This window comes from Mangrovicoccus algicola (assembly GCF_014903745.1).
GTDB lineage: Bacteria > Pseudomonadota > Alphaproteobacteria > Rhodobacterales > Rhodobacteraceae > Mangrovicoccus > Mangrovicoccus algicola.
In genome coordinates this window covers 16,861-38,534 of record NZ_JACVXA010000001.1, presented here as the reverse complement: position 1 = coordinate 38,534, position 21,674 = coordinate 16,861, and the positions used below count along the sequence as shown (strand labels likewise).

18 protein-coding genes are annotated in these 21,674 nt (G+C 68.3%); 9 read left to right on the top strand and 9 right to left on the bottom strand.

Annotation, left to right across the window (positions count from 1 at the left end; genetic code table 11):
• Nucleotides 1–77: 77 nt before the first annotated feature.
• On the bottom strand, nt 78–1,220 hold the full coding sequence (locus ICN82_RS00185; RefSeq protein WP_193178802.1) for a sensor histidine kinase: 1,143 nt from the start codon (nt 1,218–1,220) through the stop codon (nt 78–80).
• Nucleotides 1,221–1,387: 167 nt separating this feature from the next.
• Between ICN82_RS00185 and dnaE the strand changes: the two genes are divergently transcribed.
• Nucleotides 1,388–4,942 carry a DNA polymerase III subunit alpha gene (gene dnaE / locus ICN82_RS00180; protein ID WP_193178801.1) on the top strand — a complete coding sequence of 1,185 codons (3,555 nt, stop codon included), beginning with the start codon at nt 1,388–1,390 and terminating at the stop codon, nt 4,940–4,942.
• A 122-nt stretch (nt 4,943–5,064) separates the two neighbouring features.
• The gene (locus tag ICN82_RS00175) at nt 5,065–5,697 is read left to right on the top strand and encodes a hypothetical protein (protein ID WP_193178800.1); all 633 of its coding nucleotides are present in this window, start codon (nt 5,065–5,067) and stop codon (nt 5,695–5,697) included.
• Between the two features lie 382 nt (nt 5,698–6,079).
• Here the strand turns inward: ICN82_RS00175 and ICN82_RS00170 are convergent, their stop codons facing one another.
• Nucleotides 6,080–6,283, bottom strand: a complete 204-nt coding sequence (locus ICN82_RS00170) for a SlyX family protein (protein ID WP_193178799.1) — start codon at nt 6,281–6,283, stop codon at nt 6,080–6,082.
• Between the two features lie 83 nt (nt 6,284–6,366).
• Between ICN82_RS00170 and hisS the strand changes: the two genes are divergently transcribed.
• From hisS to hisG, 3 genes are read left to right on the top strand one after another with little or no spacing between them, the layout of a single operon-like run.
• The gene (hisS, locus tag ICN82_RS00165) at nt 6,367–7,845 is read left to right on the top strand and encodes a histidine--tRNA ligase (RefSeq protein ID WP_193178798.1); all 1,479 of its coding nucleotides are present in this window, start codon (nt 6,367–6,369) and stop codon (nt 7,843–7,845) included.
• Nucleotides 7,838–8,941 (top strand): ATP phosphoribosyltransferase regulatory subunit, encoded by a 1,104-nt coding sequence (locus tag ICN82_RS00160; RefSeq protein ID WP_193178797.1) that lies wholly within the window; start codon nt 7,838–7,840, stop codon nt 8,939–8,941. Before hisS ends, ICN82_RS00160 begins: the two co-directional genes overlap by 8 nt.
• Nucleotides 8,935–9,627 (top strand): ATP phosphoribosyltransferase, encoded by a 693-nt coding sequence (gene hisG, locus ICN82_RS00155; RefSeq protein ID WP_193178796.1) that lies wholly within the window; start codon nt 8,935–8,937, stop codon nt 9,625–9,627. The genes ICN82_RS00160 and hisG overlap by 7 nt, the downstream gene beginning before the upstream one ends.
• 7 nt (nt 9,628–9,634) lie before the next feature.
• On the opposite strand, the gene ICN82_RS00150 is transcribed toward hisG, so the two are convergent.
• Both ICN82_RS00150 and ICN82_RS21200 read right to left on the bottom strand, forming a co-directional pair.
• Complete coding sequence (locus tag ICN82_RS00150) at nt 9,635–10,414, bottom strand: ABC transporter permease (protein ID WP_193178920.1); 780 nt, start codon at nt 10,412–10,414, stop codon at nt 9,635–9,637.
• Between the two features lie 14 nt (nt 10,415–10,428).
• On the bottom strand, nt 10,429–11,151 hold the full coding sequence (locus tag ICN82_RS21200) for an ABC transporter ATP-binding protein (RefSeq protein ID WP_330998940.1): 723 nt from the start codon (nt 11,149–11,151) through the stop codon (nt 10,429–10,431).
• 570 nt (nt 11,152–11,721) lie between these two features.
• On the opposite strand from ICN82_RS21200, the gene ICN82_RS00140 reads away from it, so the two are divergent.
• Nucleotides 11,722–11,901 (top strand): hypothetical protein, encoded by a 180-nt coding sequence (locus ICN82_RS00140; RefSeq protein ID WP_193178794.1) that lies wholly within the window; start codon nt 11,722–11,724, stop codon nt 11,899–11,901.
• Between the two features lie 41 nt (nt 11,902–11,942).
• On the opposite strand, the gene ICN82_RS00135 is transcribed toward ICN82_RS00140, so the two are convergent.
• The 5 genes from ICN82_RS00135 to ICN82_RS00115 all read right to left on the bottom strand — a co-directional run bounded on the left by ICN82_RS00135 (nt 11,943) and on the right by ICN82_RS00115 (nt 17,267).
• Nucleotides 11,943–13,274 carry a glutamine synthetase family protein gene (locus ICN82_RS00135; protein ID WP_330998939.1) on the bottom strand — a complete coding sequence of 444 codons (1,332 nt, stop codon included), beginning with the start codon at nt 13,272–13,274 and terminating at the stop codon, nt 11,943–11,945.
• Complete coding sequence (locus ICN82_RS00130) at nt 13,271–14,086, bottom strand: ABC transporter permease (RefSeq protein ID WP_193178793.1); 816 nt, start codon at nt 14,084–14,086, stop codon at nt 13,271–13,273. Before ICN82_RS00130 ends, ICN82_RS00135 begins: the two co-directional genes overlap by 4 nt.
• Complete coding sequence (locus tag ICN82_RS00125; protein ID WP_193178792.1) at nt 14,083–14,967, bottom strand: ABC transporter permease; 885 nt, start codon at nt 14,965–14,967, stop codon at nt 14,083–14,085. Before ICN82_RS00125 ends, ICN82_RS00130 begins: the two co-directional genes overlap by 4 nt.
• Nucleotides 14,964–16,103 carry an ABC transporter ATP-binding protein gene (locus ICN82_RS00120; protein WP_193178791.1) on the bottom strand — a complete coding sequence of 380 codons (1,140 nt, stop codon included), beginning with the start codon at nt 16,101–16,103 and terminating at the stop codon, nt 14,964–14,966. The genes ICN82_RS00125 and ICN82_RS00120 overlap by 4 nt, the downstream gene beginning before the upstream one ends.
• 75 nt (nt 16,104–16,178) lie before the next feature.
• Nucleotides 16,179–17,267 carry a polyamine ABC transporter substrate-binding protein gene (locus ICN82_RS00115; RefSeq protein ID WP_193178790.1) on the bottom strand — a complete coding sequence of 363 codons (1,089 nt, stop codon included), beginning with the start codon at nt 17,265–17,267 and terminating at the stop codon, nt 16,179–16,181.
• Between the two features lie 200 nt (nt 17,268–17,467).
• Between ICN82_RS00115 and ICN82_RS00110 the strand changes: the two genes are divergently transcribed.
• The 3 genes from ICN82_RS00110 (at nt 17,468) to ICN82_RS00100 (ending at nt 21,669) form a co-directional block, all read left to right on the top strand.
• The gene (locus ICN82_RS00110) at nt 17,468–18,850 is read left to right on the top strand and encodes a glutamine synthetase family protein (protein WP_193178789.1); all 1,383 of its coding nucleotides are present in this window, start codon (nt 17,468–17,470) and stop codon (nt 18,848–18,850) included.
• 22 nt (nt 18,851–18,872) lie between these two features.
• Nucleotides 18,873–20,267, top strand: coding sequence for an aspartate aminotransferase family protein (locus ICN82_RS00105; protein ID WP_193178788.1), 1,395 nt, complete (start codon nt 18,873–18,875; stop codon nt 20,265–20,267).
• A 112-nt stretch (nt 20,268–20,379) separates the two neighbouring features.
• The gene (locus tag ICN82_RS00100) at nt 20,380–21,669 is read left to right on the top strand and encodes an NAD(P)/FAD-dependent oxidoreductase (RefSeq protein ID WP_193178787.1); all 1,290 of its coding nucleotides are present in this window, start codon (nt 20,380–20,382) and stop codon (nt 21,667–21,669) included.
• Nucleotides 21,670–21,674 lie beyond the last annotated feature (5 nt).

Sequence of the window (21,674 nt, the reverse complement as noted above, 5' to 3'; positions counted from 1 at the left end):
GGTGTTGCGCTTTTCCGGGCGGTTGCCTCTAATTTCGGCAATTCAGCCTGCGCCGCCTCTGCGGGCGGCGGGACCGGTCAGATCTCCACGCGTCCCATCGGCAGAAGCAGCCGGTGGCGCAGCCCGTCATCGCGCCATTCGGTCTCCATCGTGCCGCGGAAATGTCCGCGCACGGTCATTTCCACCAGCCGCGAGCCGAAGCCGGTGCCCGTGGGCTTCTCGATGCCGGGGGTGCAGGTTTCCGCCCAGTCAAGCATCAGCCGCCCGCCATGTTCGGACCAGGTCACGTCCAGACGGCCCTCGGCCACCGACAGCGCGCCGTATTTGGCGGCGTTGGTGGCGAATTCATGCAGCACCAGCGCCAGGTTGGTGGCCCCGCCCGCGCCCAGCGACAGGGTCGGCCCGGTCACGGTGATATGGTCGTCCTGGCGCATCAGATGCGGCTCCAGCAGGGTCACGACCAGCGCCTGGAGAGAGACATCCGCGCGGCCCTCGGTCTGCTGGGTCACGACCGGGCGGATCAGGTCATGGGCCCGCGCCAGCGCGTTGATCCGCCCGCGCAGGGTCTGGGACATCTCGGCAGTGTTCTCGGCGGAACGCGCGGTCATGCCGATCATGCCGGAAACGACGGAGAAGAGGTTCTTCACCCGGTGGTTCAGCTCTCCCACCAGGAGCTGTCTCTGGGCGACTTCCTGGCGCAGGCGGATCTCGCTCTCGACGATGGCGCAGATATCCTCCAGCACCTTCAGCTCGCGCTCGGTCCAGTTGCGCGGCCGGTCGTCGATGGCGCAGAAGGATCCCAGGACCTGTCCGTCCGGCCCGTGCACCGGCAGGCCCAGATAGGCCACGACGTTCAGGTCGGCGACGGCGCCATTGGTTTCCAGCAGCGGGTGATTGCGCGCATCCTCCACCGCCAGCGGACGGTCGGAGGTCACGACATACTGGCAGAAACTGTGCGACAGGGGCGTTTCGCGCTTGCAGGCGACGGGATCGGGCAATCCGATCTGCGCCTTGAAGAACTGGCGGCGGTCATCGACCAGCGACAGCAGTCCCACGGGAACGCGCAGCACCTCGGTGGCCAGGCGGACGGCCCGGTCGAAGGCCTCTTCGGGCAGCGTGTCGAGCAAAGCGGTGCGATCAAGCGAGGCCAGCCGATCGGGATCGGACAGGCGCTGCTGGTGATCCGCGGGGACGACCGGCGGAAAGCGGTGTTTGGGCACGCGTATTTGCTCCGGAGGACCGCCACGGGTCCGTTATGTACAATCGATCGATCTATAGACTGGTGCCTGCCCCGGTGGGAAGTGGTAAAAGCGCGCCATGGCAAAGCTTTGCCGAGCGCGGGCGCTTGGCTCTTTTCCAGCCTCCGGCGAGGGCATAGGCTTGGCCCATGACCAGCGCTCCCCGATTCATCCATCTCCGCCTGCATACCGAATACTCGCTTCTCGAAGGCGCCATGCGCGTCAAGAAGCTGCCCGGGCAGATCGCGGCGATGGACATGCCCGCCGTGGCCGTCACCGATACCGACAACATGTTCGCCGCGCTGGAATTTTCCCTCGGCGCCGCGAAGGCCGGGGTGCAGCCGATCCTCGGCTGCCAGGTCTCGGTGAAATACGCCCCGCCGGTGCCGGGCGAGAAGGTCCTGCCGCCCGCGCCCGTCGTGCTGCTGGCGCAGGACGAGACCGGCTATGGCAACCTGATGAAGCTGAACTCGGCGCTTTACCTCGCGCGTCCCGGCGAGGAGCCGCATGTCACGCCGGAGGAGCTGGCGCGCCACGCGGCGGGGCTGATCTGCCTCTCGGGCGGGCCGGACGGGCCGGTGGGCCGGCTCCTGCAGGCGGGGCACCGTCCCAAGGCCGAGGCCTTCCTGAGCTTCCTCGCGCGGACCTATCCCGACCGGCTCTATGTCGAGCTGCAGCGCCATCCCGGCGAGGACGGCCAGCCCGAGGCGGAGCGTCTGACCGAGAGGGGCCATGTCGAGATGGCCTATGCGATGAACCTGCCGCTGGTGGCCACGAATGACGTCTATTTCCCCAAGCCGGACATGTACGAGGCGCATGACGCGCTGATCTGCATCGCCGAGGGCGCCTATGTCGACCAGTCCCAGCCGCGCCGCCGCCTGACGCCGCAGCATTACCTGAAATCCCCCGCCGAGATGGTCGCGCTCTTCGCCGACCTGCCCGAGGCGGTGGAGAACACCGTGGAGATCGCCCGGCGCTGTGCCTTCGCCGCCTCCACCCGCCCGCCGATCCTGCCGAAATTCGCCGATGACGAGGTCGAGGAGCTGCGGCGCCAGGCCCGCGCCGGGCTGGAGGCGCGCCTGGCCGTGATCCCCCATGCGGTCAGCGTCGAGGAGTATCACAAGCGGCTGGATTTCGAGCTGGGCATCATCGAGGGGATGGGGTTCCCGGGCTATTTCCTGATCGTGGCCGATTTCATCAAATGGGCCAAGGATCACGACATCCCGGTCGGGCCGGGGCGGGGCTCGGGCGCGGGCAGCCTGGTGGCCTATGCGCTGACCATCACCGACCTCGATCCCCTGCGCTACAGCCTGCTGTTCGAGCGGTTCCTCAACCCCGAGCGGGTGTCGATGCCCGATTTCGACATCGACTTCTGCATGGACCGCCGCGAGGAGGTGATCCGATACGTCCAGGAGAAATACGGCCGCGACAAGGTGGGCCAGATCATCACCTTCGGCGCGCTCCTGTCGAAGGCGGCGGTGCGCGATGTCGGCCGGGTGCTGCAGATGCCCTTCGGCCAGGTCGACCGCCTGTCCAAGATGATCCCGGTGGAGGGCGTGAAACCCGTCTCGATCGAGCAGGCGCTGAAGGACGAGCCGCGGCTGGCGGAGATGGCGAAATCCGAGGAGGTGGTGAACCGCCTGCTGACCTATGGCCAGCAGGTCGAGGGGCTGTTGCGCAACGCCTCCACCCATGCCGCGGGCGTCGTGATCGGCGACCGGCCGCTGGATGCGCTGGTGCCGCTCTACCAGGATCCGCGCTCGGACATGCCCGCGACCCAGTTCAACATGAAATGGGTGGAGCAGGCCGGTCTGGTGAAGTTCGACTTCCTCGGGCTCAAGACCCTGACCGTGATCCAGAACGCCATCGACCTGATCGAGGGGCAGGGCCGCACGCTGCATGTCGCCGCCGACGGCGCCCAGCTTTACCGGCCCGAGCCGGGGACGGAGGGGCAGATCAACGCCATCCCGCTGGATGACGCGCGCACCTACCGGCTCTATGCCGAGGCCAAGACGGTCGCCGTGTTCCAGGTGGAAAGCTCGGGCATGATGGATGCGCTGCGGCGGATGAAGCCCACCTGCATCGAGGATATCGTGGCGCTGGTGGCGCTTTACCGGCCCGGTCCGATGGAGAACATCCCGGTCTATTGCGAGGTCAAGAACGGCCTGCGCGAGATCACCTCCATCCATCCGCTGATCGACCATATCCTGGCCGAGACCCAGGGCATCATCGTCTACCAGGAACAGGTGATGCAGATCGCCCAGGAAATGGCGGGCTACAGCCTCGGCGGCGCCGACCTTCTGCGCCGGGCCATGGGCAAGAAGATCAAGGAGGCGATGGATGCGGAGCGCCCCAAATTCGAGGAGGGCGCGGCCCGCAACGGCGTCGACAGGAAGAAGGCGACCGAGGTCTTCGACCTGCTGGAGAAATTCGCCAATTACGGGTTCAACAAGTCCCACGCCGCCGCCTATGCGGTCGTGTCCTACCAGACCGCCTGGCTGAAGGCGAACCACCCGGTGGAATTCATGGCCGGGGTGATGAATTGCGACATCCATCTGACCGACAAGCTCTCGGTCTATGCCGAGGAGGCGCGGCGGCGGCTGGAGATCGAGATCGTGCCGCCCTGTGTCAACCGCTCGGCCGAGACCTTCACGGTGGAGGACGGGCGGATCGTCTACGGGCTGGGCGCGCTGAAGAATGTCGGCCTGGAGGCGATGCGGCTGATCACCGAGGCGCGGGGCGGCGGGGAGGCCCCGGGTCAGGCCCGGGGCGGGACGGGGAAACCCTTCGCGACGCTTTTCGATTTCGCCCGCCGGGTTGATCTGAAACGGGTGGGCAAGCGCCCGCTGGAGATGCTGGCGCGCGCGGGCGCCTTCGACCAGCTCGACCGCAACCGCCACCGGGTCTTCGCCGCGCTGGATCAGCTGGTTGCCTATTCCGCGGCGATCCACGAGCAGCGCGCCTCCAACCAGGTGTCGCTGTTCGGCGAGGCGGGGGAGGATCTGCCCGAACCGCGGCTGCGCGACATCTCGGACTGGCTGCCGACCGAAAGGCTGGGCGAGGAGCACAAGGCGATCGGGTTCTACCTGTCGGGGCACCCGCTGGATGATTACATGGCGCCCTTGAAACGGCAGAAGGTCCAGACCCTGGCCGAGGTCGCGCAGGCGGCGCGGCGCGACGGGAAGGTGATCGCCAAGCTGGCCGGGGCCGTCGCCGCGCGCCAGGAGCGCAAGTCCAGCCGCGGCAACCGCTTTGCCTTCGTGCAGCTCTCCGATCCGACCGGGCTTTACGAGGTGACGGTCTTCTCCGACACGCTGGAGCAGAGCCGCGACCTGCTGGAGCCGGGGCAGAATGTCGTGCTGACGGTGGAGGCGGAGAGCGAGTCCGACCAGCTGAAGCTATTGTGCCGGACGGTGACGCCGGTGGATGACGTCGCCGCGCAGGCCGGGCCGGTGGGGATGCGCGTGACGCTGGATGCCGAGGCCGCGCCCGGCGGCCCGGCGGCGATGATCGCCGATCTGCTGGCGCGCGCCACCGAGGAGGCCCGCCGCCAGCGCCGGGCGCCGGTGCAGCTGCTGCTGCGGATGAACCGCGCGGGCTATGAAGGGGACGGCCTGGTCGATCTGGGCGAATACGTGGTGACGCCGCAGATCAAGGGGGCGGTGAAGTCGCTGCCGGGGGTCGAGCTTGTCGAGGATCTGTGATCCTCGCGAATTGCCTAGAGTTGCGCATATTTCCGCATTTGCGGCGGGGTTGCGCAAACCGGCGCTTAAGTCTCTGCTGGTAGACCGCCCCGCGTGGGGGCGTCTCCTTGCGGAGGGGCCAGATGAATCGACGTGACGTCCTGGGCGGCGGGGCTGCCGCCTGTATCGCCACGACCATGCCCGGGCTTGCCCGGGCCGGGGCTGCGCATGGCTGCTACCGTGCGCAACCGGGTGAGGTGCGCTGCCAGGTGGGTTTCCCGGATGCGCCCTTCATCGATCCGCAGGACTGCCGGTCTTCCTGCTGGGCCAATTGCCTGGCCTATGTGCTGACCGGCTACGGCATGTCGGTCTCCGCCGGGTCGGTGCTGTGGCACATGCGGCGGACGGGCGCCTGCGGGCGGGACAATGATGCGGCGCGGCTGATGGCGGCCACGGGCGGCTGGGTCGATGACACCGGGCGCAGTTTCCTCGTGACCGCGCGGCGGCTGGGCGACCTGGCGGCGGAAACCCCGTCGCAAGAGGCCTTCGCGCCGCTGGTCGAGGCGCTGAGCGCGCGGCCGCTGATCGTCGGCAGCGCCGGGCATTCCATGGTGCTGACCGAAATGAGCTATGTCGATGCGCCGGGCCGTCCGATGCGGCCCGAGACCCTGACCCTGCGCGACCCCTGGACCGGGACCGCCAATCTGCGCCACCTGGCCCCGGCCGAGGCGCCCGAACGGCTGTTTGCCGTGGATATCCGCATCCGCCGGATGTGAGGGCGCCGTCCCGGGCCATGCCGCGAAACGTCCCGGAGCCGCCCGGGCCGGCGCGAAGGCATCGGCAGGAAAGCAGGGTCGTGTGCGGCAGGATCACTCCTGCCTGGCGACCCTGGCGGCGCGGCAGCCGGCTTCGCGCGCGGGCAGGCGGCGGGCAGGCCTTCGTCGCGGCCGGGATCAGGCCAAGCTGCGCCCTTGTCGAGGCAGAGCTGATCATGGGGTCCGGGAAGGGGGGGCGGGATAGAGTCCGGGCCACCTGCTGTCACGCCTTGGAGCCGAGCCGGCCGGGCGCCTGCGGCTGGCCCCGGCACCCGGTCCGGGACGTGGCAGCCGCCGATGTGGCGGCCCCGCTGTGCTGGTGCCCCTGCGTGACGCCCCGGTGCTACCAATGCGGCGGGCGCTGGTCGGCCAGGGGGATGAAATCCGCGCCATCCGCCTCGCGCGCGGCCTCGCGTTCGGCCAGCATCCCGACCAGCCGCGACAGCCGGTCGGTTTCGCGGCCGCGCCGCGCCACCTCGTCGGACAGGTCCGCGACCATCCGTTCCAGATGGGCGATCTTCTCTTCCAGTGCCTGCGTGTCGGTCATAAGCGCCTCCGTATCCTGCCCGTGCCTTGCCCCCCGTGCCCCCTTGGGCTAGAGCGGCGCCCGAGACAAGGGTGAGGTGCGCCATGGCTGCCAAGGTAAAGAAAGCTCCCCGGCCGAAGGCCGAGACCCCCAAGGGGTTCCGCGACTATTTCGGCGCGGATGTGGCCGAGCGCAAGGCCATGCTGGACCGCATCGCCGAGGTTTACCACCTCTACGGCTTCGAGGCGCTGGAGAGTTCCGCGGTCGAGACCGTCGAGGCGCTGGGGAAATTCCTGCCCGATGTGGACCGCCCGAACGAGGGCGTCTTTGCCTGGCAGGAGGAGGATAGCGGCTGGGTGGCGCTGCGCTATGACCTGACCGCGCCGCTGGCGCGGGTCTATGCCCAGCACCGCAACGAGTTGCCGACCCCCTATCGCCGCTATGCGATGGGGCCGGTCTGGCGCAACGAGAAACCGGGGCCCGGCCGGTTCCGCCAGTTCTATCAATGCGATGCCGATACGGTCGGCGCGCCGACCGTCGCCGCGGATGCCGAGATCTGCGCGATGCTGTCGGATGTGCTGGAAGTCGTGGGCATCCCGCGCGGCGATTACCTGGTGCGGGTCAACAACCGCAAGGTGCTCAACGGCGTGCTGGAGACGATGGGCCTGGCCGATGACGCCCAGCAGGCCGCCGTCCTGCGCACCATCGACAAGTTCGACAAGGTCGGCGAGGCGGGCGTGCGCGAGCTTCTGGGCAAGGGCCGTCTGGACGCCTCGGGCGCCTATATCGACGGCGTGGGGCTGTCGGACGACCAGGCGGCGCCGGTCCTGGCCTTCCTGACCTCGAAGGGCGCGGATGCGGGCCGGACCCTGGCCAATCTGCGCGACGCGATCGGCGCCTCGGCGGTCGGCGCGGAGGGCGTGGCCGAGCTGGAGACCATGGCCGAGCTGCTGGGCGCGCAGGGCTATGGCAGCGACCGGATCGAGATCGACCCTTCGGTGGTGCGCGGCCTGGGCTATTACACCGGCCCGGTCTTCGAGGCGGAGCTGACCTTCGAGATCCTCGACGAGAAGGGCCGTCCGCGGCAGTTCGGCTCGGTCTCGGGCGGCGGGCGCTATGACGACCTGGTGAAACGCTTCACCGGCCAGGAGGTCCCGGCGACGGGCGTCTCCATCGGCGTCGATCGGCTGCTGGCGGCGCTGCGGGCCAAGGGCCGGATGGGCGGCGCCACGACCGGGCCGGTGATCGTCACCGTCATGGATCGCGACCGCATGGGCGCCTATCAGGAGATGGTGGCCGAGCTGCGCAATGCGGGCATCCGCGCCGAGGTCTATCTGGGCAATCCCAAGAATTTCGGCAACCAGCTGAAATACGCGGACAAGCGCGATGCGCCGGTCGCCGTCATCCAGGGCTCGGACGAGGCCGATCGCGGCGTGGTGCAGATCAAGGACCTGGTGCTGGGCGCGAAGATCGCGGCCGAGGCCAGCCTCGAGGAATGGAAATCCCAGCCCGCCCAGTTCGAGATCGCGCGCAGCGACCTGGTCGCCGAGATCCGCAAGCTGCTGGACAAGTCCGATGCCTGACCGCGCGGCGATCCGCGACGAGGCGCACCGCATCCGCCGGGTCTTCGAGGCGCAGGGGGCGGAGCCTTTCGAGGCCGAGATCCTGCAGCCGGCCGATACGCTTCTGGACCTTTACGGCGAGGATATCCGCGCGCGCGCCTATGTGACGGCCGATCCGCTGCGCGGGGAGCAGATGCTGCGCCCGGATTTCACCGTCTCGGTCGTGCAGGCGCATATGGAAAGCGGCCGGACCGAGGCGCGCTATGCCTATTCGGGGCTGATCTTCCGCCAGCAGGACGAGCATCCCGAGAGGCCCACGGAATATTTCCAGACCGGGCTGGAGATCTTCGGCGGCGATCCGGCCGAGGCCGATGCCGAGGTCTTCGCCACCATCGCGGCGGAACTGTCGGACCTGCCGGTGCGCGCGGTGACCGGCGATATCGGCGTGCTGATCGCGGCGGTCGAGGGGCTGGAGACGACGGCGATCCGCAAGGCGGCGCTGCGGCGCCACCTGTGGCGGCCGGAACGGTTCAAGGCGCTGCTGGCGCGCTATGCGGCGCCTGCGGGGCTGGACGGGCTGCGCGGCGGGCTTCTGGCGCGGGTCAAGGCAGGCGCGGATGTCCTGGCCGAGGCCGGTCCGGAAATCGGGCTGCGCAGCGGGGGCGAGGTCCTGGCGCGGCTGGAACGGCTGGCCGCCGATGCCGAGGAACCGCCGATCCCGGCGGAGCAGGTCGCGCTGGTCGACCGCATCCTGCGGCTGCGCGGGGCGGCCTGGGCGATGGCGGCCCCCCTGCGCGAGATGTCCGGGGTGATCCCCAGCCTGTCGGCGGCAGCGGCCCGGATGGAGGCGCGGCTGGCGGCGCTGGAATCGCGCGGCATCGACCTGGACGCGCTGGAATTCGAGGGCAGTTTCGGCCGCACCTCGCTGGAATATTACGACGGGTTCGTCTTCGGCTTCCTCGTCGACGGCCAGCGGCCCGACAACTGGCCGCCCCTGGCCTCGGGCGGGCGCTATGACGCCATGACCCGGGTGCTGGGCAATGGCCGCGCCGCCCCGGCCGTGGGCGGGGTGATCCGGCCCGAACAGGTCCTGAAGCTGAGGGAAGCCCAATGCTGAAGCTCGGGGTGCCCTCCAAGGGGCGGTTGATGGAACAGACCTTCGACTGGTTCGCCGATCGCGGCATCCATCTGGCGCGCACCGGATCGGATCGCGAATACGCGGGCTCGGTCACGGGCGTGGACGGGGTCGAGCTGGTGCTGCTTTCGGCGGGCGAGATCCCGCGCGAACTGGCCGCCGGGCGCATCCATCTGGGCGTCACCGGCTCGGACCTGGTCCGCGAGAAGCTGGCGCGCTGGCAGGACCGGGTCGAGAGCCTGTCGCTGATGGGGTTCGGCCATGCCGACCTGATCCTGGCCGTGCCGAAATTCTGGCTGGATGTGGAAACGCTGTCCGACCTGGATGCCGCCGCTGCCGCGTTCCGCGCCGAGCATGGCCACCGGCTGCGGATCGCGACCAAGTATCACCGGATGGTGCGCGACTACCTGCGCCAGCACGGGGTGGCCGATTACCAGCTGGTCGACAGCCAGGGCGCGACCGAGGGCACGGTGAAGAACGGCACCGCCGAGGCGATTGCCGACATCACCTCCACCGGCGAGACGCTGCGCGCCAACCACCTGAAGATCCTGGGCGAGGCGCCGATCCATGCCAGCCAGGCCAACCTGTTCCGGTCGCTGAGCGCGGCGTGGGGCACGGCCGAGCAGGCGAGCCTCGGGCAGATCACGGACAGGCTGGCGGCGGCGTGATCCGCCCCTATCCCCTGCGCCGGATCATGCCCCGGGCCGGATCATAGCCGCGCAGCGCGGCCGCCGAGAAGACCGCGAAGGCGAGGCACACCCAGCCCGCCGCCGTTCCGTTCACCTGGCCGTAAAGCGCGAAGCGGATCATCTCCACCGCATGGGTGAAGGGATTGGCCGCGCAGATGTCGCGCAAGAGATCCGAGCTTTCGGCCATGCGCCACAGCGGGTAGAGCGCGCTGGACAAAAAGAAGCAGGGGAAGATGACGAAATTCATCACCCCGGCGAAATTCTCAAGCTGCGTGACCGTCGCGCTCAGCGCCAGCCCCAGCGCCCCCAGCATCAGCCCCGCGAGCATCAGCGCGGGCAGCACCATCAGATAGCCCTGCCAGGGCATCGCGACGCCGAAACAGGCGGCGATGGCCAGGAAGGCATAGACCTGGATCACCGACACGCCCGTGCCCGCCGCCAGCTTGGCGAAAAGCAGCCACCAGCGCGGCAGGGGCGCGGTCAGCAGCAGCCGCATGGACCCGGTCTCGCGGTCATGCACCAGGCTCAGCGAGGATTGCATCCCGTTGAACAGCAGGATCATGCCGCACAGCCCGGGCACGATATAGGTCTGGTAGGTGATGTAGGTCTGGTAGGGCGGGATGATCGACAGTCCCAGCGCGGCGCGGAACCCCGCGGCGAAGACGAGGAACCACACCAGCGGCCGCACCAGCGCCGAGAAGAGCCGCGCGCGCTGCTGCCAGAACCGCAGCATCTCGCGGGCCAGCACCGCGCCGAGCGCGGTCATCCAGATGCCGGGCCTCACGGCGCGCTCTCCGCCGCGGTCAGGTCGAGGAAGGTCTGCTCCAGCGGCCGGGTCCCGGCGATCTCGCCCGCCTTTCCGCGCCGCAGGACGCGCCCCCGGTGCAGGATCACCAGGTCGTCGCCGGGCGCGATCTCGTCGGTCAGATGCGTGGCCCACAGCACCGTCAGCCCGCCGGTCGCGGCAAGGTCATGGACATGGGCCACCAGCGCGGCGCGGGCGGCCGCATCCAGCCCCACGGTCGGTTCGTCCATCAGCAGGACCGCCGGGTCGTGCAGCAGCGCCCGGGCCAGTTCCAGCCGCCGCCGGTGCCCGCCATTGAGGTCGCGCGCCCGGTCGCGGCGCCGGTCGGCAATGCCCAGCCGGTCCATCGCCACCTCGGCGCGGCGCGTGGCCTCGCGCCCGGCAATGCCCTGGAGCGCGGCGAAATAGCGGAGATTCTGCATCACCGTCAGATCCAGATCCAGCGTCTGGCCCTGGAAGACCACCCCCATCCGCGCCAGCGCCCGGCGCGGGTGCCGCGCCAGGTCCTGGCCGGCCACGCGGATGCTGCCGGCATCGGGCACGTAAAGCCGGGTCAGCAGGTTGTAGAGCGTCGACTTTCCCGCTCCGTTGGGGCCCAGCAGCGCGCAGAACCGGCCCGGCTCGACGGCAAAGCTGACGTGGTCCAGCGCCTTGCGCCTGCCGAAGGCATAGCTCAGATCGGTGACGGCCAGGCTCACGCGGGCCCGTGGCGTCGGTCTGTCATCTGCCCCTCCCAAGGCTCCTGCGGCATCACCATCGCCGTGGCCGGGTGCGAGTTCAAGCGCCGTCTTTCGCGCCGCGCGCCTGCCGCCGCGCAGCAGCGCAGGACCGCAGCGGTTGCACGGGCCCGGTCCGGGGCCGGAAAATGCACGCAATGCGCGAAACCTCCAGATGATTTTCCCCGCTCGGCGGATTCGGGCTTTGACACGGCGGCGGCAATGCCCGAGGCTGGACCCGTCCGCGTTGTCGCCGCGGCAGTCGCGGTCCCCGGGCCGGGCCTGCTCTCCGATCTGACACGGCGGGGCGGCTGCGCGATGGCGGGCCGTCCGGAAACAGCGACGGCGCCGCCGCCGGATCCGGCGCGGCACCGATCGGGCAGGCCGGGGAGGTCGGTGTCGTTCGGCCCGATGACGACGAAAGCAGGCGCGGCCTCGCGCCGCCCGGGCCGCAGCGACAGGATCGCGACGGCCGGTGCGGCGGGCGACGGGGCGCGGGCTGAAATCCATTCCACAATCCCCGGGATTCTCCGGGGAGGCTCAGGACCCATCATGACGACGAAGAACACGCCCCGCGATCCGTTCGGGCAGCCGACGCGCACGCTCACGCCCTATGAAAGGACCGCGGCGGCGGCGAAGGACATCATCGACAGCGAAAAGCAGACCCGCGATGCGCGCACCGCCGCGCTGCGTTCGGCGCGGCTGGAGCGCGAGGCGGAAAACGGCAAGTAGATGCCGGGGGTAGCCCGCTGCCCCCTTCCGCCCCGCCCGGTTCAGAACCGGGTCAGGTAGGTTTCGTATTCCAGCGGCTGGATGATCGTGGTCAGTTCCTCGATCTCCTTGCGCTTCACCGCGACGAAGACATCGCGGAAGGCCGTGCCGAAGATCTCGGCCGCCACCTCGGATTTCGCGAAACGGTCGACGGCGGATTCCCAATGCGCTGTCAGCGGCTCCGGCGGTTCGTGCTCCTCGTCGATCATCGGGCCGGGTTCCAGCCCGCGCTCGATCCCGTAGAGCATGCCGCCCAGGATCGCGGCGATCACCAGATAGGGATTGGCATCGGCCCCCGCGATGCGGTGTTCCAGCCGCGCGGCCACGCCCGAGCTTTCGGCCAGCCGGACCGCCACGCCGCGATGGTCCAGCCCCCATTCCGGCGCGTTGGGCGCGAAGCTGAGCGCGCCGAAGCGGCGGAAGCTGTTCAAATGGGGGGCGAAGATCGCGTGCAGGTCGCGCATCGTCTCCAGGGTGCCCGCCACGGCGGAGGCCAGAAGCGGCCCCGGTTCCCCCGGCTGATCGAACACGTTGCGCCCCTCGGCATCGATCACCGAGACATGGACATGCATCCCCGATCCCGGCTCGTCGCCATAGGGTTTGGCCATGAAGGTGCCTTCCAGCCCGTGCCGGCCCAGCACGCCGCGCACCGCCCGGCGGAACAGCACGGCATGATCGCCCGATTGCAGCGCCGGGCCGTGGTGGAAATTCACCTCGAACTGGCCGGGCCCGTATTCGGCCGTGACCGTGTCGGTGGGGATGTTCTGGGCGGCGCAGATATCGCCGATCTCGTCCAGCCAGGCCGAGGCGCGGTGCATCACCTCCATGTCGTAATTCTGCGCGGGCGGGGTGCGCTCGGGCGGCTGCGGCGGGTGGTCGACGCTTTCGCGGTGCTCCAGCGCGTAGAATTCCAGTTCGGGCGCGACGACCGGGGTCCAGCCCTTCTCGGCAAAGCGCGCCAGCACGCGTTTCAGCAGGGTCCGGGGGCTGAGGTCGGAGGGCACGCCCAGCTCTTCCTCCAGGTCGACCAGCACCTGCGCGGTCGGCCGGTCGGCCCATGGCACGGGCAGCAGCGTGCCCGGCACGGGCACCAGCACCCCGTCGGGATCGCCCACCACGATGCCCAGCCCGGTTTCGGTCACCTCATGGCCGCGGATCGACACGGCGCAGGTGGAATAGGGAATGCGCACCTTGCCCTTGGCGATCTTCTTCCACTGGTCGCCCGGCATCCACTTGCCGCGGAAGATCCCGTTGAGATCGCATAGCAGCAGCTCGATGCGCTCGGGCTCGCCATGTTCGGCGCAAAAGGCCTTGTACTCTTCTTCGAATGTCACGTCAGGCCTTCCCGTTCCTCGGTCTCTCGCCGCGCGATCTGACGTTTCGAGACGAGGGCCGCGACCACGACCCCGACAGCGACGATGGAGATCAGGATGGTAGACAGCGCATTTATCTCGGGCGAGACGCCCAGGCGCATGGAGGAGAATATCTTGATCGGCAGCGTTGTGGAAGAGGGGCCGGAGGTGAAGGAGGCGATCACCAGGTCGTCGAGCGACAGGGTGAAGGCCAGAAGCCAGCCCGAGACCACCGCGGGCGCGATGATCGGCAGCGTGACATGGCCGAAGGCCTGCATCGGCGAACAGCCCAGGTCCAGCGCAGCCTCCTCCAGCGAGCGGTCGAAGGTCACCAGCCGCGACGACACCACGACCGAGACATAGCACATGGCAAAGGTGGTGTGCGCCAGGATGATGGTCAGGATCCCGCGGTCCAGCCCGATGGCGATGAACAGCAGGAGCAGCGACAGGCCGGTGATCACCTCGGGCATCACCAGCGGCGCATAGATCATGCCGGAAAACAGCGTCCGGCCCAGGAAGCGGCGTTCGCGCACCAGCACCCAGGCGGCCATCGTGCCCAGCACCGTCGCCAATGTCGAGGACACCACCGCGACGCGCAGCGTCACCCAGGCGGCGTCCAGGAATTGCTGGTTGCGCAACAGCTCGCCGTACCACTGCGTCGAGAACCCCGCCCAGACCGTCACCAGCCGCGAGGCGTTGAAGCTGTAGACCATCAGCAGAAGCATCGGCAGGTAGAGGAAGGCCAGCCCCAGCGTCAGCGTGGTCATGTTGAAGACGGACATGCTGCGTTTCATGCGTTGCGCTCCTCGTTGCGCTGGAACAGCACGATCGGGATGACGAGGATCAGCAGCAGCACGACCGCCACCGCCGAGGCCACCGGCCAGTCGCGGTTGGAGAAGAACTCCTCCCACAGCACCTTGCCGATCATCAGCGTCTGCGACCCGCCGAGGATCGAGGGGATGACGAATTCGCCCAGCGAGGGGATGAAGACCAGGAAGCAGCCCGCGATGATGCCGGGTTTCGACAGCGGGAAGGTGACGCGCCAGAAGGCGGTGATGCGGGTGCAGCCCAGATCCTCCGCCGCCTCCAGCAGGCTTTCATCCATCTTCTCGAGGCTGGCATAGATCGGCAGGATCATGAAGGGCAGGTAGGTGTAGACGATGCCGATATAGACCGCGACCTGGGTGTTGAGGATGCTCAGGGGCGTGTCGATCACCCCGCTCCACAGCAGCAGCTGGTTGAGATAGCCCTCGCTCTGCAGGATGCCGATCCAGGCATAGACGCGGATCAGCGCCGAGGACCAGAAGGGCAGGATGATCAGCATCATCAGCGTCGGGCGCCATTCGGGTTTCGCCCGCGACATGGCATAGGCGACCGGATAGCCCGCCAGCAGCGTCAGAAACGTGGCGACGGCGGCGATCTTCATCGAGGAGAGGTAGGATTTCCAGTAGAGGTCATCCTCGGTCAGCCAGATGAAATTCTCGAAATCCAGCCCGCCGAAGAACTCCCGGATCCCCGCCCAGCCGGCCGACAGGTCGAAGGTCGGCGCATAGGGCGGGATCGCCACCGCCGTGTCCGACAGCGAGATCTTCAGCACGATCAGGAAGGGCACCATGAACAGCGCCAGCAGCCACGCATAGGGGGCCGCGATCAGGACCAGCCGACGGGGATTCATGAGGCCAGCACCACCCCGGCATGGCGACTCCAGCTCAGCCAGACGCGGTCGTTCCAGGTGAAGCGGCTGGCGGCATAGCGTTCGGCATTGGTCATCAGCGCCTTGACCATCTGCCCGGTATCGAGGCGGACGTGATAGGTGCTGACATCGCCGAGATAGCCGATATCGACGATCGTGCCCTCGACGGAGTTGATCCGGTCGGGATGCGGCGCCGCGCCGACCCAGATCTTCTCGGGGCGGATCGCGTAGAAGACGGACTGTCCCGGCTCCAGCGCCGCGCCGCCGGTGCGGGTGACGATCGGGCGGGCGCCCTCGGCATAGGCGATCTCGGCCTCCTCGCCGAGCGCGGCGACGCGGCCCTCGATGATCGACACCTCGCCGATGAAATCCGCGACATAGCGCGAATTGGGGGTCTCGTAGATATGCTGTGGCGTGTCCACCTGGCAGAGCCTGCCGGCATCCATCACCGCCACGCGGCTGGCCACGGTCATCGCCTCCTCCTGGTCATGGGTGACGATGACGAAGGTGGTGCCGGTCTTCTCCTGGATGTCCATCAGCTCGAACTGCGTGTCCTGGCGGAGCTTCTTGTCCAGCGCGCCCAGCGGTTCGTCCAGCAGCAGCAGCTTCGGCCCCAGCGCGAGGCTGCGCGCCAGCGCCACGCGCTGCCTCTGCCCGCCCGAGATCTGGTGCGGCTTGCGGCGGGCGAACTGGTCCAGCCGGGTGAGGCGCAGCATCTCCTCGACGCGCGCCCTGACCGTTTCCTTGTCCTTCCCCGCACGGCGCAGCCCGAAGGCGATGTTGTCCCAGACCGACAGATGCGGGAACAGCGCGTAGGACTGGAACATCATGTTCACCGGCCGCTTGTTGGGCGGCACCGGGGCGATGTTCTGCCCGTCCAGCCAGATCGTGCCTTCGGTCGGGGTCTCGAACCCCGCCAGCATCCGCATCAGCGTGGTCTTGCCGCAGCCCGAGGGCCCCAGCAGCGCGAAGAATTCGCGCGGATAGATCTTCAGGTTGAGATCGCTGACCGCGGTGAAGTCGCCGAAGCGCTTGGTCACGCCCTCGAAGCGGATCAGCGGATGGGCGGCGGCGTCCTCCCAGGGGGCGAAGGGAGCGGGGGCGGGCTTGGATTCCATGACGACCTTGGACACTGGGATCGGAAAGGCGCGGACCGCGCCTCCCCGGGGGCGCACGGTCCGCGGGAACGGGGATCAGGTCCCGGATTTGACCTTGGTCCACAGGCGCGTGACGACGCGCTGGACCTTGGGCTCGTAGGCGGTCACGGTATAGAGGTTCTCCAGCGTCTCCTCGGAGGGATAGATCGCCGGGTCGCCGATCACGTCCTCGTTGAGGAATTCCTGCGACGCCTTGTTGCCGTTGGCGTAATAGACGTAGTTCGACGCCGCCGCCATGTTCTGCGGATCCATGATGAAGTTCAGGAAGGCCAGCGCCCCTTCCGGATTCGGCGCATCCGCCGGGATCGCCATCTGGTCGAACCACATCAGGGCGCCTTCCTTGGGCGCATTATAGGTGATCTCGACGCCGTTATCCGCCTCGGCCGCACGGTCGCGCGCCTGCAGGATGTCGCCCGACCAGCCGAAGGCCACGCAGATTTCGCCATTGGCCAGCGCGTTGATATATTCCGAGCTGTGGAACTTGGTGACATAGGGGCGCACCGACATCAGCAGGTCTTCGGTCTTGCCGATCACGTCGGGGTCGTGGCTGTCGGGATCCTCGCCCAGATAGCGCAGCGCGGCGGGGATGATCTCGGTCGGGGCATCCAGGAAATGGACGCCGCAGGAGGCCAGCTTCTCCATTTTCTCGGGCTTGAAGACCAGGTCGAGACTGTCGATCGGCGCGTCCTCGCCCAGCACCTCCTGCACCTTGGCCATGTTCACGCCCAGCCCGGTCGTGCCCCACATGTAATTGACCGAATAGGCATTGCCGGGGTCGTATTTCTCGGTGCGTTCCTTCACCACGTCCCAGAGGTTCTCGGAATTGGGCAGCTGGCCGAAATCCAGTTCCCGGAACACGCCCGCCTGGATCTGGCGTTCCAGGAAGGTGCCGGTGGGCACGACCACGTCATAGCCCGAACCGCCCGCCAGCAGCTTGGTCTCCAGCAGCTCGTTGCTGTCGAACACGTCGTAGACCAGTTCCAGCCCGGTCTCTTCCTCGAATTTCGCAAGCAGCGATTCATCGATGTAATCCGACCAGTTATAGACATGGACGGTGCCTTCGGTGGCCATTGCGGCGGTTCCGCCGAGAAGCACCGCGGCCAGCGGCAGCATTGCCTTTTTCATGTGTGGTTTCCCCGTTGAACCTGACTGTTCAGCCGCACTGTGTGAAGATTCACCGCGCGCCGCAAGAGCGCCCGTGCCGTCAGCCGGGAAATGGCCTGCGTCGCGATTGACACCTGCCGCGTTCCTACGCACGGTACGCACGAGCCGTCCCCGGCCATGCCCGGGGCGGCCTTGTCTTTCGCGATACACAGGTGATTTCCGTGCCTTCCGAGACTGCCGCCGATTGGCGGGACCTGCTGCCGGTGGCCTTCCAGGCCTATCGTGCCGACCGTCGCATCGAAGAGGTGGAATGCGTCATTCCGGACCTTGTCGGCCAGTCGCGCGGCAAGGCCATGCCCTTCCACAAGTTCAATCCCGAAAGCCGGTTCCACCTGCCGATCTCGCTGTTCTACCAGACGATCACAGGCGAATGGGTCGATATCGAGGAGATCGACCAGCAATGGACCGAGACGGACATCATCCTGGTCCCGGACATGTCCACCGCCGCGGCCGCCCCCTGGGCGGAGGAGGACGTGACCCTGCAGGTGATCTGCGACCTGGAGACCCGCCAGGGCGAGGTGCTGCAGATCGCGCCGCGCAACGTGCTGCGGCGGGTGATCGAATGCTACGGCGCGCGCGGCTGGCAGCCCGTGGTCGCGCCGGAGCTGGAATTCTACCTCACCAAGCCCAATCTGGATCCCAACGAGCCGGTCGAGCCGCCGGTCGGGCGCACCGGGCGGCGCGGGCTGGGGCGGCAGGCCTATTCGATGGCGGCGGTGGATGAATACGGCCCGGTGATCGACACGATCTACGATTATGCCGAGGCCCAGGGGCTGGCGATCGACACGCTGATCCAGGAAGGCGGCGCGGGCCAGATCGAGATCAACCTGCTGCATGGCGACCCGCTGTGGCTGGCCGACCAGGTGTTCTATTTCAAGCGCACGATCCGCGAGGCGGCGCTGAAGAACGGGATGTTCGCCACCTTCATGGCCAAGCCGATGCGCGACGAGCCCGGCTCGGCCATGCATATCCACCAGTCGGTGCTGGATGCCGCCACGGGGCGCAACATCTTCACCGGCGAGGACGGGCGCGAGACGCCGGAATTCTACCATTTCATCGGCGGCTCGCAGCATTACGTGGCCAAGCTGATGCCGCTCTTCGCCCCCTACATCAACAGCTACCGCCGGTTGTCGGGCGGGCTTTCGGCGCCGACCAACCTGGAATGGGGGGCCGACAACCGCACCACGGGTCTGCGCATCCCCTCCTCTCCGGCCCAGCACCGGCGGGTGGAGAACCGGGTGATCGGCATCGACTCCAATCCCTACCTGGCCATCGCCGGGTCGCTGGCGGCGGGCTATATGGGGCTGGTGGAAAAGATCGAGCCGCGCGCCCCGGCAGTGGGCGAGGTCTGGACCGAGATCGGCGAGACCATCCCCGAAGGCGCCTATGAGGCGCTGGCCGCCTTCGAGGAGGCCGGAGCGATCCGGGAGGTGCTGTCGGAAGAGTTCTGCGCGCTCTATGCCGCGATCAAGACCGCCGAAGTGAACGAATTCCGCCAGGAGATTTCCCCCTGGGAACGCCAGCACCTGATGCTCAACGTGTAACGCGACGCAAAGAAGACCGACCATGCCCCTGAACCACCTGCCCACCGCCGAGCTGCAGGCGCTTGACGCCGCCCATCACCTGCATCCCTTCACCGATGGCGATGCCCTCAATGCCAAGGGCGCGCGGATCATCACCGGCGCGAAGGGCGTGTTCCTGACCGACAGCGAAGGCCAGGAGATCCTCGACGGCATGGCCGGGCTGTGGTGCGTCAATATCGGCTATGGCCGCCGCGAGCTGGCCGAGGCGGCCGCGCGGCAGATGCAGGAACTGCCCTTCTACAACACCTTCTTCCAGACCAGCCACGTCCCCGCGATCGAGCTGGCCGCGCGGCTGGCCGAACTGTGCCCCGGCGATCTGAACCACGCGTTCTTCAACGGCTCGGGCTCGGATTCCAACGACACCAACCTGCGCATGGTGCGCCATTACTGGGCGGCCAAGGGCAAGCCCGGCAAGACGGTCGTGATCTCGCGCTGGAACGGCTATCACGGCTCGACCATGGGCGGGGGGTCCTTGGGCGGCATGAAGGGCATCCACAAGCAGGGCGGCCTGCCGATCCCCGACATCACCCATATCAACCAGCCCGACTGGTGGTCCGAGGGCGGCGACATGACGCCGGAGGATTTCGGCCTGATGCGCGCGCAGGAGCTGGAGGCGAAGATCCTGGACCTGGGGGAGGACCGCGTCGCGGCCTTCATCGCGGAACCGGTGCAGGGCGCGGGCGGGGTGATCGTGCCGCCGGCCACCTACTGGCCGGAGATCCAGCGCATCTGCGACAGATACGAGATCCTGCTGATCGCCGACGAGGTCATCACCGGCTTCGGCCGCACCGGCAAGTGGTTCGGGTCGCAGACGATGGGGATCCGCCCCGACATCATGACCCTCGCGAAGGGGCTGTCCTCGGGCTATATCCCGATCGGCGCCTCGATGGTCTCGGACGAGGTGGCCAGGACGATCAATTCCGCCGATGAATTCGCCCATGGCTATACCTATTCGGGGCATCCCGTGGCCGCGGCGGTGGCGCTGGAGAACCTGCGCATCCTCGACGAGGAGGGCATCGTCGAGCGGGCCGGGTCCGAGATCGCGCCCTATCTGGCGGAGGCCTGGGAGAGCCTCGGCGACCACCCGATGGTCGGCGAGACGAGGATCGCCGGGCTGATGGGGTCGCTGGCCATGACGCCGGACCGGGAGAGGCGGGCCAAATTCGCGGCCAAGGAGGGCACGGTCGGCCTGATCTGCCGCGAGCGCTGCTTTGCCAACAACCTGGTGATGCGCCATGTTGGCGACCGGATGATCATTTCGCCGCCGCTGGTGATCTCGCATGGCGAGATCGACCTGCTGGCCGAGCGCGCGCGCCGGGCGCTGGATGAGACCTTCGAGGAGGTGAAGGCGAAGGGCCTCTGGCAGGCCGCGGAATGACCCCCGTCCGGGCGAGGGCGCGACCAGCCGCAGGGAGACCTCCGGCCGGGGCGCCGGGGAGGGCAGGCAGACCCCGCGCCTCCGGGGCCGCTGCGGCGGAGGTCCGGCGCTGATGGATATCCTGCGGGTCAACGATCCCGAGGGCGAGCTGCCGCGGTCGTGGTATGCCGAGACGGCGCATCCGCCCGGGCCCTTCGACCCGGCGGAGGGAGAGATCGTGGCGGATGTCGCGGTGGTCGGCGGCGGCTTCACCGGGCTGTCGGCGGCGCTGCATGCGGCGCGGGCCGGGCACAGCGTCGTGCTGATCGAGGCGAACCGCATCGGATCCGGCGCCTCGGGGCGCAATGGCGGCCAGGTCGGGACCGGCCAGCGGGTCGAACAGCCCGCGCTGGAGAAGCTCGTCGGCCGCGACGATGCCCGCAAGCTGTGGCAGATCGGGCTGGAGGCGGTGGCGCTGACCCGGGCGCTGGCGGAGGAGGCCGGCGGCGATGCGGGCTGGAGCCCGGGCATCCTCCATGCCGATCATCGTCCCCGCCTTGCCGCCGAGAGCCGCGCCCATGCCGATCACATGGCGCGCCATTACGGCTATGAGCTGATCCGCTATCTCGGCCGCGAGGAGATCCGCCACGAGGTCGGCAGCCCCGGATATCATTCCGGCACGCTGGACATGGGCGGGGCGCATCTGCATCCGCTGCGCTATGTCTTCGGGCTGGCGCGGCTGTGCCGCGCCGCGGGCGTCACGATCCACGAGCAGTCGCGGATGACGGCCATCGAGGGCACCACCGTCGTCACGCCGCGCGCCCGCATCCGCGCGGGCACGGTCGTGCTGGGGCTGAACGGCTATCATGACAACGCGCTGCCCGCCCTGGCCCGGCGGGTCATGCCGATCAACAATTTCATCGCCGCGACCGAACCGCTGGGCGACCGCGCGGCGCAGGTCATCCGCAACGGCCATGCGGTCTGCGACTCGCGTTTCGTGATCAACTATTTCCGCCTTTCGCAGGATGGCAGGCTGCTTTTCGGCGGCGGCGAAAGCTATGGCTACCGCTTTCCGTCCGACATCGCCGCCAAGGTGCGCCGCCCTATGCTGCAGGTTTTCCCGCAATTGCGCGACGTGGCGATCACCCATGCCTGGGGCGGCACGCTGGGCATCACCATGCAGCGCCTGCCGCATTTCGCCGAACTGGCGCCCGGGGTCTTCTCGGCCTCGGGCTTTTCCGGCCACGGCATCGCCATGGGCACGCTGGCGGGCCGGATGCTGGCCGAGGCGGTCGGCGGGCGGCGCGGGGGCTTTGAGCTGATGGCGGGACTGCCCGCCACGAAATTTCCCGGCGGCGTGTTGCTGCGCGAACCGCTGCTGGCTGCTGCAATGACATGGTACGCCCTGCGCGACCGGTTCTGAGGAGA

What these genes read in the sequence shown, in the direction of transcription:
- dnaE (WP_193178801.1), top strand. Translation starts at nt 1,388, where the DNA reads ATGACCAGCGCTCCCCGATTCATCCATCTCCGCCTGCATACCGAATAC.
- ICN82_RS00175 (WP_193178800.1), top strand. Translation starts at nt 5,065, where the DNA reads ATGAATCGACGTGACGTCCTGGGCGGCGGGGCTGCCGCCTGTATCGCC.
- ICN82_RS00170 (WP_193178799.1), bottom strand. Translation starts at nt 6,283, where the DNA reads ATGACCGACACGCAGGCACTGGAAGAGAAGATCGCCCATCTGGAACGG.
- hisS (WP_193178798.1), top strand. Translation starts at nt 6,367, where the DNA reads ATGGCTGCCAAGGTAAAGAAAGCTCCCCGGCCGAAGGCCGAGACCCCC.
- ICN82_RS00160 (WP_193178797.1), top strand. Translation starts at nt 7,838, where the DNA reads ATGCCTGACCGCGCGGCGATCCGCGACGAGGCGCACCGCATCCGCCGG.
- hisG (WP_193178796.1), top strand. Translation starts at nt 8,935, where the DNA reads ATGCTGAAGCTCGGGGTGCCCTCCAAGGGGCGGTTGATGGAACAGACC.
- ICN82_RS00150 (WP_193178920.1), bottom strand. Translation starts at nt 10,414, where the DNA reads ATGACCGCGCTCGGCGCGGTGCTGGCCCGCGAGATGCTGCGGTTCTGG.
- ICN82_RS00140 (WP_193178794.1), top strand. Translation starts at nt 11,722, where the DNA reads ATGACGACGAAGAACACGCCCCGCGATCCGTTCGGGCAGCCGACGCGC.
- ICN82_RS00130 (WP_193178793.1), bottom strand. Translation starts at nt 14,086, where the DNA reads ATGAAACGCAGCATGTCCGTCTTCAACATGACCACGCTGACGCTGGGG.
- ICN82_RS00125 (WP_193178792.1), bottom strand. Translation starts at nt 14,967, where the DNA reads ATGAATCCCCGTCGGCTGGTCCTGATCGCGGCCCCCTATGCGTGGCTG.
- ICN82_RS00120 (WP_193178791.1), bottom strand. Translation starts at nt 16,103, where the DNA reads ATGGAATCCAAGCCCGCCCCCGCTCCCTTCGCCCCCTGGGAGGACGCC.
- ICN82_RS00115 (WP_193178790.1), bottom strand. Translation starts at nt 17,267, where the DNA reads ATGAAAAAGGCAATGCTGCCGCTGGCCGCGGTGCTTCTCGGCGGAACC.
- ICN82_RS00105 (WP_193178788.1), top strand. Translation starts at nt 18,873, where the DNA reads ATGCCCCTGAACCACCTGCCCACCGCCGAGCTGCAGGCGCTTGACGCC.
- ICN82_RS00100 (WP_193178787.1), top strand. Translation starts at nt 20,380, where the DNA reads ATGGATATCCTGCGGGTCAACGATCCCGAGGGCGAGCTGCCGCGGTCG.